The organism is Flavobacterium cheonanense (assembly GCF_039539185.1).
Taxonomy (GTDB): Bacteria; Bacteroidota; Bacteroidia; order Flavobacteriales; family Flavobacteriaceae; genus Flavobacterium; species Flavobacterium cheonanense.
The window spans coordinates 134,168-145,318 of sequence record NZ_BAABCT010000007.1; the positions used below are offsets into that span (position 1 = coordinate 134,168).

The following is an 11,151-nucleotide window of genomic DNA, read 5'->3' on the forward strand; positions in this document are numbered from 1 at the left end:
TACTTTTACCAAAAAACAGTATACAAAGCAGCCGTAACTGCAATAATCACAAGCATTCCTACAGTAAAACTTGGTGACATTTTAAACATGGTTTTATCTACTTCTAAACCGTTGGTTTGAACTCCTTTTTTAGTTTCATACGTACTAATAAAGTACATTCCAATAACACAAATTAAGAATACAAATCCCATTCTATCAATAAACGGAATTTCATATACGCCATCAGCATTTGGCACAGCAAATCCCATCGGATTTAAGAATGATAAATCAACAAAAGCTGGCATGAATTTGAAAATGATTGAAAGAATAAATCCTCCTATTGTTGCAAACAAAGCCGCATTTGAAGTGGTTTTTTTCCAAAAGAAACCCAAAATAAACATCGCAAAAACTCCTGGACTTACAAAACCAGTATATTCTTGAATGTATTGAAAACCTCCTTTTTTATCTATTCCTAAAAATGGTGCAACAACAACGGCAATAATCATTGCTGTGATTATCGTAAGTTTTCCAATGTTTACTAATTTTTTCTCGCTTGCCTCAACATTAATTTTTTCCTTATAAACGTCTAATGTAAAAATCGTTGCTATACTATTCGCTTTTCCTGCCAAAGAAGCTACAATCGCCGCGGTCAATGCTGCAAACGAAAGTCCTTTTAATCCAACTGGTAATAAATTCAATAAAATAGGATAAGCACGGTCTGGATTTACACTTCCGTCTTGTAGCATTTCCGTTTGAAAATGTCCATTTTGATATAAAACATAAGCTGCAATTCCTGGTAAAACGACTATAATTGGCATTAATAATTTCAAGAAAGCAGCAAATAAAATTCCGCCACGAGCGGTTTTCAAATCGGCACCTAAAGCTCTTTGAGTGATATATTGGTTACAACCCCAATAATTCAGATTGATAATTAACATTCCACCAATTAAAACAGAAAGTCCTGGTAAATCCATATAATTAGGATTCGATTTATCAAAAATCATATGAAAATGATCATCGGCTTTGTCTCGCATAATAGTAAATCCGTTGATAACTCCATCAGAACCAAATTCGGTAGCTACTAAATTTAAAGCTAAATATGTGGTAATCAATCCACCTAAAATCAAGAAAAACACCTGAATAACATCGGTATAACCAATAACTTTCATTCCACCAAGCGTTATCATAACTGCAAAAACCGCCAAAAAAATCATACACAAAGTAATGTTCAACCCTGAAATACTACTAATTGCTAAAGCACCTAAATATAAAATAGAAGTTAGATTTACCAAAACATATAACAACAACCAAAAAACGGCCATAATCATTGCAACATTGCCATTATACCGCTGTTTCAAATATTGCGGCATCGTAAATATTTTGTTTTTGAGATATACTGGCATGAAGAAAACCGCAACGATTACCAAAGTAATTGCTGCCATCCATTCGTAAGTAGCAATAGCCAATCCCATTTTGAAACCACTTCCACTCATTCCAATAAACTGCTCAGCACTGATGTTACTAGCAATTAAAGAAGCACCAATTGCCCACCAAGTAAGCGAACCTTCTGCAAGAAAATAATCGTTACTACTAGTTTGGACTTTCTTTTTTCGGTTGTAAATCCAAAATCCGTAACCTACAATTATTATAAAATAGAGGAAGAAAACAATATAGTCTTTGGTTGCTAAGGTTTGCATATTAGTTGGTTTTAGTTTTATAATGTTGGTTTGGTAATTCTCTTAAAATTTTAGCACTTTGTTCAGGTGAAATATCGCGTTGTGCTTCAGCAAGCATTTCATAACCGACCATAAATTTTTTTACGGTTGCGCTTCGCAATAATGGTGGATAAAAATGCATGTGAAAGTGCCATTCTGGATGCGAAACTCTATCCGTTGGCGATTGATGAATTCCTGCTGAATATGGAAATGAAGTTTTAAATAAATTATCATATTTGACTGTAATTCCTTTTAGAATCTCGGAGAATGCTTTCGTTTCGTCATTGGTCATTGCAATGATATTTCCGAAATGTCTTTTGCTGATAATCATGGTTTCATAAGGCCAAGTTGCCCAAAAAGGAACCAAAACCACAAAATGATCATTCTCAATAACGATACGTTTTTGCAACTTTAATTCTTGCTCAACATAATCTTTCAACAAACTAGATTGATTTTTATCGTAGTAAGAACGAAGATTTCTTTGTGTTTTTTCTATTTGAGTTGGTAAAGAAGATTGTGCCCAAATCTGACCATGTGGATGTGGATTACTACAACCCATTACGCTTCCTTTATTTTCAAAAATCTGAACGTAATTGATGAAATCTTGACTTCCCAATTCGATGTATTGCTCTTTCCAAACTTTTACAACCATTTCAATATCTGAAACTTCCATTTCAGGTAAAGTGAGATTGTGTTTTGGTGAAAAACAAATAACTTTATTGATGCCACGTTCAGGTTTTAACTGAAATAAATTATTGGAATTATTTTCAAAATCAACTTCATCTCGTAACAAAGCAGAAAAATCATTTTCAAATACATAACAATCGGTGTAATTGTCATTTTTTACTCCATTTGAACGAACATTCCCTGAGCACAAATAGCAATTTTCATCGTGTTCTGGACGATTATCTTCTGCGATTTTCTCGTTTTGACCTTGCCATGGACGTTTGGCACGATGTGGCGAAACCAAAATCCATTCGTCTAGCAAAGGATTATATCTTCTATGTGGATGTTCGTTATGGTCGAATTGTTGCATGTTTTTATTTTGACACGAATTACACGAATTTTCACAAATTAATTAGCTTGTAAATTTCACAAATTCTAGATGATTTTTAACCATTAAGGTATTAAGTTTCATTAAGCTTAATTGACTTAACTTTCTTAATGGTTGAAATTTTATTTTTTTAATTTTTATATTCTGATGTTCCTTTGGATATTTTGACTTTATATGATTTTAAATCTATTCCAAATTTGGAACGATATTGTGCTGAAATTTTTTCGATTAGTTCCTTTTCTGAACCTTTTTCTACTAGATTTATAGAACAACCTCCAAAACCGCCACCCATCATTCTTGCTCCTAAAACCGAAGTTTCATTGGCAACAGCATCAACTAAAAAATCCAATTCATCACAACTCACTTCATATTCTTTAGACAAACCGCGATGTGTTTTGGTCATTAAATTTCCTAATCTATTAAAATCTGAATTTTCTAAAGCATCAACGGCATCTTGAACACGTTGAATTTCTTTTACTACAAAATGACATCTTTTGTAAACGATTTCTCCTAGTTCATTTTTAAGAGCATTTACCATTTCTTCAGTACAATTTCTAAAGGTTTTTACTTCTGGAAAATGACTTTTTATGATGGCTAAACCTTGTTCTACCTCGTTTCTTCTGTCGTTATAACCTGATGTTAAATGTGTGTGTTTTACATTGCTATCCAATAAAAGTAGTGAATATTTTTTGAAATCAGCTTTATGATATTCGTATGCTAAGGTATTGCAATCGAGTTTGATGACTTTATCTTTCTTTCCAAAAACAGAGGCAAATTGATCCATTATACCACAATTTACACCTACAAAAGTATGCTCTGATTTTTGTCCGATAAGCGCTATTTCTTCTTTGGTTAAACCTAAAGCAAAAATTTTATTGAAGGCATACGCAAATCCGCATTCGACTGCAGCCGAAGATGAAAGTCCCGAACCAATAGGAACAGAACTACTAAAAACTGCATTAAATCCGTTATCGAATTGCTTTTGCTCTTTTAATTGTTGCAAAACACCAAGAATGTAATTAATCCACATGGTTTGATTTGGAACTAAAGTATCTTTTAAATCAAATTCGAAAACTTCGTTTAAATCTTTAGCTACAATTTTACATTTGGAATTCTTGTTTGGCGATATAGCAATACAAACGTATTTGTTGATTGCAGCTGGCAAAACAAATCCGTCATTATAATCAACATGTTCGCCAATAATATTGATTCTTCCTGGCGAAAGGAAAATGTGTTCAGGTTTATTTTGAAAGGATTTTTCAAAATGCTCTGATGTATTTTGTATTAATTTTTTCTTCATGAGATAAATATTGCGGCTCTTATTTGATGTTTAATAGGATTGATGATGATGTGAGTCCATTTGATTTTACTTCCAATTTTACATCTCCAACTGTTTTTCCCGCTTGAATAATCACTTGACATTTTCCGTTAAAGGCACTTCTTTGCCATGCACCATCGGAACATTTATCAGGTTCATGAGAACTCGGATCACCATTACCTACACCAATAATTTTAGCATCACCAATTAGTTTGAAATAAACCATATTGTTAGCATTTGAAACTTCTCTACCTTTATCATCAACAATCGAAACATTTACAACAACACCATCGTTTCCATCCGCTAAAACCGAAGATTTATCGGCTACAGCAATAACTTTTGTGGCGTGATTAGTAGTTTCAACTTTTGAAGTTAACTTCTTTCCATTTTTGTAAGCAACTGCCTCCAAAGTTCCTGGTTCGTAGTTGACTTCCCATTGCAAATGGCTATTTCTTGGCATGGATTTTTTACCTAAGCTTTTTCCGTTAAGGAATAATTCCACATCGTCGGCATTAGTATTAACCCAAACGTCAATTGGTTTTCCTATTTTTTCTGGCCAATTCCAATGTGGTGAAATGTGCAAAATATCTTCATTTGTCCACCAACTTTTATAGTAGTAATAAATGTTTTTTGGAAAACCGCAAACATCTAAAATTCCAAAATGCGAACTGATATTTGGCCATTTGTAAGGCGTTGGTTCACCACGATAATCAAATCCTGTCCAAACAAAACCTCCAAGCCAATAGTCATTTTCTGCTGCTAATTTCCACCAAGTTTCAGCTTTACTTGCCCACCAAGGATGTGTAATGTCTTGGTCTGGAACATAGGCGCGAATTTCATCTTTTTCATAGATTCCACGAGTAGTTACGGTACTTCCCATTTCGGTTCCAAGCAAAGGTTGATTGGGATGATCGCGATGATAATCGGCAACGGCATATTCACGATAATTAAATCCACGGATTGGAATCACTTCATTTACACCTTTGAATTCGTTAGGCATATCTGCTGCATAAGTTGAAGTTCGAGTTGGGTCTAACTCTTGTTGAATAGCTAAAAGTGATTTTGCAATTCGTTTTCCATAATCGTTTCCTTGAATGTTTTGTTCTTCATTTCCAATGGACCATAAAAAAACGGAAGCATGATTTCTATCGCGTTTAAGTATTCTTTTAAATTGGTCGATATATTCTGGGCTACTGTTTAATAAACGTTGTTCATCAACAACTAACATTCCCAGACTATCACAAGCTTCAAGAAGTTCTGTAGTAGGAGCGTTATGACTAGCTCTGTAAGCATTAGAACCCATTTCTTTCAATAATTTTATACGATAATATTGCATAAAATCGGGTAGCGCACTTCCAATTCCGGCATGGTCTTGATGATTGTTTGTGCCTTGAATTTTGATTTTTTTTCCGTTCAAGAAAAAGCCTTCTTTAGCATCGAATTTAACCGTTTTAATTCCGAAACGTTTTTTTGTTTGATGTACCACTTGGTTTCCTGATTTTACAACAGAAATTACCTTGTACAAATACGGATTTTCAAGTGACCAAAGCGTAACATTTTTTAAATTCAAATTTTGCTTAACGGTAATTTTTCCGTTCACCGAAAGTGTAATTCTTTGTTCCGAAGTTTTACCTAATTGTTTGCCGTTTCTATCGGTAATTATTGAATAAACATCAGCATTAGAAGGTTGCAAATTTTTATTTTCAATTTCTGTTTCTACAGTTACTGTTGCATTTTTATCGTTTACTTTTGAATGTACAAAAACACCATCATTTGGGATGAAAACTTTATCGGTAACATTCAACCAAACGTGTCGATAAATTCCTGCGCCTTCATAAAACCATCCTTCATATTGTGTGGCATCTACTCGAATTACAATGACATTATCGCCTTCAAAATTTACATAATCTGAAACATCGTAGGAATTTCCAACATAACCACTAAAATTAGTTCCTACATAAAATCCGTTGAACCAAATTTCGGCATTTCTATAAATACCATCAAATTGAAGTTCGAATCGTTTTCCATCGTCTTTTTTATCAACAGAAAAATGTTTGCGATACCAACCAATGCTCGTTTCTGGATACATGCCACCAACAGGTTTGTAACCATGACTGTCCATTTCAACTTGCTCTGATTTTACAAAAGGAAGTTCGACAACCCAATCGTGTGGAACGTTGATTTTTTTCCAAGTGGAATCTACAAATTTTGGATTTACAATGGTCGTTGCATAGACATTTGACTTGTGAAGCAACGCTGTTTTTCCATAGTCGAAATCTTTGGAAACATCAGATGAATTTCCAAAATGAAATTTCCAATCTTCGTCTAAACTGATTTTTTTCTGAGCAAAAGTTGTACTTAAACTCATTAGAAGTAGAGCAAAATAGTATATTTTTTTCATTATAATTATTCTTTAAATGCCTCTAATGCTGGTGATGGTTTTCCGTCAGCTTGCCATGCGCTTAAACTGTATCCACTCCATGATTTTGCACCTTGTGGTTCCCAATACATCACTCCCAAACCTCTTTTATTTGGCACTTTTTTTACAGCTTCAATAGTAGCTTTTAATAATTCATAAGTGTTTTGAACTTTGTCGTCTTCACCACCAACTTCAACAATCATAACGTCTTTATTGTAACGTTTGACCATATCGTTTAGGTTGAATTCTAAGTCGGCAATGGTTTCTGAATAATCTTTTTTAATCCAATAAGGATAATAGGAAAGTCCGATGATGTCGTATTTTACATTTTGAGCTGTCGCATTATCAAAGAACGTTCTGAATTTAGCATTGTTGTTTCCTTCATCAACATGAACGATTACTTTGATGTTTTTATCAACCGCTTTTACAGCATCGTAACCTTTATTTAAAAGTTGTCCAAGCTGATTCCAGTTATCGGTGCTTCCTTCTGGCCACATCATTCCGCCAGGAATTTCATTACCCACTTGAACCCATGTTGGAGTTACACCTGCATTTTTTAATGCCGAAATTACATCAAAAGTATGATTGTAAACATCGTTTAATAATTCTGGAAACGAATGATTTTTCCATGCTGCAGGTTTATTCTGTTTAGCTGGATCAGCCCACGAATCAGAATAGTGAAAGTTAATCATCACTCGCATGCCCATTTTTTGAGCACGCAATGCCATGGCTACAGTTTCATCTTTACTACAATGTCCGCTTGCTTTGTCATCATTTGGATTTACCCAAACACGCAAACGAACCGAATTCATTCCTCTATCTTTTAGCAATTGTAAACATTCTTTTTCAGTGCCGTCTTGGTCATAAAATTTGTAACCTGTGGCTTCCATTTGAGGTAACCAACCTATATCGGCACCTTTTGCGAAAGCAGCTTTGTAAACAGTACAAGATGACAAAATGAATGAAATCGATACTATGTAAAATAAATTTTTCATAATTAATTTGGACTAAAAGCATCCATTACAGGAAGTGCATTATTATTAAAATCCCATAAAGCTTGATTTTCCCATGAAGAACCATTTGTAGATTGAGTTCCTCTAAAAGCAACCCATTCTGAACCCCAATAGCAAAAACCTAGTCCATGAGAATTTTGTTTTACAAGGTTTTTTATTGCCAAAACAAAATTTTTCTGACCTTCATTAGTCGCTGGATAAGTCGTAATTAATTGGTCATTTTGTCCCACTATATTGTTGGTCCAATCGTTCCAATTTAATGTAAATGGATAAGCTGTTTCAGCAATAACGACTTTTTTATTGTGTGTTTGTCCTAAAGATGTAATTGTAGAATTTACATCTGAAAGATTTTTCCCATGCCAAATTGGATAATAAGACAATCCGATATAATCATAATTTATTGCACTCATTTTATTGAAAAACCATGTGGCTCCACTTCCGATACCTGCATAATGAAGCATTATTTTTGTATTAGGTTTTTGTGTTCTAATTTTGGTACTTATGGCTACAATCAATTGCAAACTTTGACTTTCATTGTTGATTAAATGTCCTTGAGGCCAAAGAAATCCGCTGTTGATTTCGTTACCTATTTGGATAATATCTGGATTGATTTCTGTTAAAATGGTTGACGTATAATTTTCAGCTGCTGTTTTTAAATCTGTAAAACTTAAACTTTGCCATTCTGTTGGAGTAGTTTGATGTGCAGGATCTGCCCAAGTGTCTGAATAATGGACCGTTAGCCAAACTTTAAATCCTGCATTTTTAGCTCTTGTTGTAAATGTTTTAACTTCATTAAAAGTAGATTGATTTACGGTTGGATTTTTCCATAGACGAATTCTAATAGTATTACAACCTGCATTTTTTAATGTAGTTAATGCGTCTTGTACAGCACCATTATTTTTATATGTTATTCCTTCACTTTCAATTAAAGGTAAAAATGACATATCAGCTGCACGAATAAAATCATCCGTTGGCATTGGATTAGGTGTTGGTGTTTGTTGAGTATCATCACTTGAGGAACATGATGCTAATAAAAAACTGAAAATTAAAATAAATAGCTTTTTCATAACTTTATATTTTTTCGAATTTGAATGTGGTTTTATGATGATAAGTTTCGTCTTTTTTCAAAACTGCACTTGGAAAATGTTCGTGATTTGGTGCATCTGGAAAATTTTGTGCTTCAAAACAAATACCACTTAATGGATGGTAACTCGCATTTTCTTTTCCTTTAATTTGATTAAAACAATTTCCACCAACATAAATATGAATTGCTGGTTGGTTAGTAAAAACCGACATTTTCAAATTATTCTTTTTACTTATTAAAATAGCCGAAACAGTATCGTTATCATTTAAAACAAAGGTGTTATCAATTTTAGTAGGACATTCTTTTGGTAAATTAAAATCGAATGGGCTTCTAGCAACTTCAAAAAATCTACCAGTTGGTATGTTTTCAATATTGGTTTCCAAAGTTTTGGATGAATTTACAAATAAATCTTGATTCACAATATCTTCAGATTGTCCGTTTAAGTTAAAATAGCTATGTTGTGTGAGATTTAAAATGGTGTCTTCAGTAGATTTTGCAAACATATCTACTTTCAATTCGTTATCTTCAGTTAAGATATAAGTCACTTGTGTTGTTAATTGTCCTGGAAAATTTTCTTCATTGTCCTGACTTATATATTCCAACGTAATTGCATTTGTCGTAACATTCTTAACATTCCATAATGCTTTGCTAAAACCATTGATTCCTCCGTGAAGTTGATGAGAACCATGATTTTTAGTAAGTTCTACTTTATTTCCGTTTAAAATAAATTCAGCGTTATTTATTCTTCCTGCATATCTTCCAACTATGGCACCTAAATATGGAGCACTGGGTAAATTAAATGATTGAATATAATTTTCTAAAGTTTCAAATCCTAGAACGACATCAACTTTTTCCTTTTTGGAAATTGGAATTTTTATTGAAGAAATTACTGCTCCATAATTAATCACTTCAACTTCAAAACCATTTTTATTGGACAAATTGTAACAAAACACTTCTTTATCACTAGGTAAATAACCGAATGATTTGTCTTTTTTAGATTCTTTAAAATGTGAATTACGAATTTTTAACATCATTATTTTATTAATATAATATCAAAAGTAAAAAAATACATTTCTAAACCATACCAGTACCTACCAGTTTTTATGTAACTTGCCACCAGTTAATTTATTTCTTATGAAAATTATTACTGTTGATAATCATTCCAATTTACCAAAGTACAAACAAATTGTCCATTCAATAGAAGCTGCTATTTCTGAAAATCGATTGAAAAAAAATGACAAATTACCTTCTGTTAACAAGGTAAGTTTAGAATTTTCTATTTCAAGGGATACCGTTTTATTAGCTTATGATGAACTTAAAAAACGTGGAATTATTTATGCTATTTTAGGAAAAGGTTACTATGTAAAAAGTGTTGAGTTTAGTTTTGAGCAAAGGATCTTTTTATTGTTTGATGAATTGAACATTTTTAAAGAAGACATCTATAATTCCTTTTTAGAAAAGATGAATAACACGGCTCAAGTTGATATCTTTTTTCATCATTTTAATATTGAAATGTTTAAGAAACTGATTAATGAAAGCAATGGAAACTATTCTAAATATATCATTATGCCAACAAATTTAGTAGGTACGGCATCTTTAATAAAAACACTTCCCAAACAAGATGTTTATATTTTAGATCAAACGAATTCTGATTTGAAAGATTATCCTTCTATTCATCAAAATTTTGTAAAAGACATCTATGAAGCTTTATTAAATGGAAAACATTTAATTGACAAATATCAAAAGTTAATTTTAATTTTTCCAGGATTTCGTGAACCATTAGGAATGAAAATTGGATTTGAAAAATTCTGTAATGACTATCATTTAAATCATGAAGTCATCAATCAATTTAAAGAAAGAGAGTTACAACGAGGTGAAATTTATGTAATTCCAGACGATAGAGATTTAGTAAAAGTCATAGAAGAATCGAAAACTCAAAATTTAAAATTGGGCTTAGATTTCGGAATCATTTCTTACAACGAAACACCTTTAAAAAAAGTTGTAGAAAACGGAATCACAACTATATCTACAGATTTTAATGAAATGGGAAAACAACTTGCTGCGATGATTTTGGAAAATAAAAAAGTTCAAATAGAAAATAAAAACAGTTTGATTATCCGGAATTCTTTATAAATAAAAAAGCTTCTGAAAAAATCAGAAGCTTTTTACATACACGATTCAAGTAAAATATCTAACCAACTTCTAAATGATTATGTTAATTTTGTAGATTATGTTAATATTTAAATTTTTTTGGATTTAAGCTTTTATTTACTGATTTAAAAACTTTCAATCTGTATAGAAAAAAGTAACATATACTTTATGAGCTAAGTAAATTCAATTTTTAAAATAAAAAAAACTTCCTCAATTTCTTGAGGAAGTTTTAACAAATTAACTATTAAAAAAAACTATCTTTTAATAACACGTAGTGTTTTAGTGTTGGACTCTTGAGATACAATTACATTGTAAACTCCAGATGGATATTGGTTTCCTAATTCAAAGTTTTGAATATCAGAAGCGTTTATCGTTTTATCTTCTAGAAGTTTTCCTATCATGTCGTAAACTCTAACTT

At 32.2% G+C, this 11,151-nt stretch carries 9 protein-coding genes; 1 reads left to right on the forward strand and 8 read right to left on the reverse strand.

The genetic code is table 11. The features are described 5' to 3' along the window. Positions 1–5: 5 nt before the first annotated feature. The 7 genes from ABD766_RS12795 to ABD766_RS12825 form a co-directional block, all read right to left on the reverse strand. Positions 6–1,676, reverse strand: a complete 1,671-nt coding sequence (locus ABD766_RS12795; RefSeq protein ID WP_344817042.1) for a sodium/sugar symporter — start codon at positions 1,674–1,676, stop codon at positions 6–8. 1 nt (position 1,677) lies between these two features. After that, the gene (locus ABD766_RS12800) at positions 1,678–2,730 is read right to left on the reverse strand and encodes a UDP-glucose--hexose-1-phosphate uridylyltransferase (RefSeq protein WP_344817043.1); all 1,053 of its coding nucleotides are present in this window, start codon (positions 2,728–2,730) and stop codon (positions 1,678–1,680) included. A 148-nt stretch (positions 2,731–2,878) separates the two neighbouring features. Beyond that, entirely contained in the window at positions 2,879–4,048 is a 1,170-nt protein-coding gene (galK, locus tag ABD766_RS12805; protein ID WP_344817044.1) for a galactokinase, read from the reverse strand. 19 nt (positions 4,049–4,067) lie between these two features. Then, positions 4,068–6,467 (reverse strand): beta-galactosidase GalA, encoded by a 2,400-nt coding sequence (gene galA / locus ABD766_RS12810; protein ID WP_344817045.1) that lies wholly within the window; start codon positions 6,465–6,467, stop codon positions 4,068–4,070. A 5-nt stretch (positions 6,468–6,472) separates the two neighbouring features. Further along, positions 6,473–7,480 (reverse strand): glycoside hydrolase family 53 protein, encoded by a 1,008-nt coding sequence (locus ABD766_RS12815; protein ID WP_344817046.1) that lies wholly within the window; start codon positions 7,478–7,480, stop codon positions 6,473–6,475. A gap of 2 nt (positions 7,481–7,482) precedes the next feature. Next, positions 7,483–8,565 carry a glycoside hydrolase family 53 protein gene (locus ABD766_RS12820; RefSeq protein ID WP_344817047.1) on the reverse strand — a complete coding sequence of 361 codons (1,083 nt, stop codon included), beginning with the start codon at positions 8,563–8,565 and terminating at the stop codon, positions 7,483–7,485. Positions 8,566–8,569: 4 nt separating this feature from the next. Further along, a complete protein-coding gene (locus ABD766_RS12825; protein ID WP_344817048.1) occupies positions 8,570–9,616 on the reverse strand; it encodes an aldose epimerase family protein in 1,047 nt (348 codons plus the stop codon). A 100-nt stretch (positions 9,617–9,716) separates the two neighbouring features. Between ABD766_RS12825 and ABD766_RS12830 the strand changes: the two genes are divergently transcribed. Continuing rightward, on the forward strand, positions 9,717–10,715 hold the full coding sequence (locus ABD766_RS12830; RefSeq protein WP_344817050.1) for a GntR family transcriptional regulator: 999 nt from the start codon (positions 9,717–9,719) through the stop codon (positions 10,713–10,715). Between the two features lie 272 nt (positions 10,716–10,987). Here ABD766_RS12830 and ABD766_RS14965 read toward each other — a convergent pair. Next, the coding region (locus tag ABD766_RS14965; RefSeq protein ID WP_425556585.1) for a T9SS type A sorting domain-containing protein at positions 10,988–11,151 on the reverse strand (164 nt) is incomplete at its 5' end.

What these genes read in the sequence shown, in the direction of transcription:
- galA (WP_344817045.1), bottom strand. Translation starts at nt 6,467, where the DNA reads ATGAAAAAAATATACTATTTTGCTCTACTTCTAATGAGTTTAAGTACA.
- galK (WP_344817044.1), bottom strand. Translation starts at nt 4,048, where the DNA reads ATGAAGAAAAAATTAATACAAAATACATCAGAGCATTTTGAAAAATCC.
- ABD766_RS12815 (WP_344817046.1), bottom strand. Translation starts at nt 7,480, where the DNA reads ATGAAAAATTTATTTTACATAGTATCGATTTCATTCATTTTGTCATCT.
- ABD766_RS12825 (WP_344817048.1), bottom strand. Translation starts at nt 9,616, where the DNA reads ATGATGTTAAAAATTCGTAATTCACATTTTAAAGAATCTAAAAAAGAC.
- ABD766_RS12830 (WP_344817050.1), top strand. Translation starts at nt 9,717, where the DNA reads ATGAAAATTATTACTGTTGATAATCATTCCAATTTACCAAAGTACAAA.
- ABD766_RS12800 (WP_344817043.1), bottom strand. Translation starts at nt 2,730, where the DNA reads ATGCAACAATTCGACCATAACGAACATCCACATAGAAGATATAATCCT.
- ABD766_RS12820 (WP_344817047.1), bottom strand. Translation starts at nt 8,565, where the DNA reads ATGAAAAAGCTATTTATTTTAATTTTCAGTTTTTTATTAGCATCATGT.
- ABD766_RS12795 (WP_344817042.1), bottom strand. Translation starts at nt 1,676, where the DNA reads ATGCAAACCTTAGCAACCAAAGACTATATTGTTTTCTTCCTCTATTTT.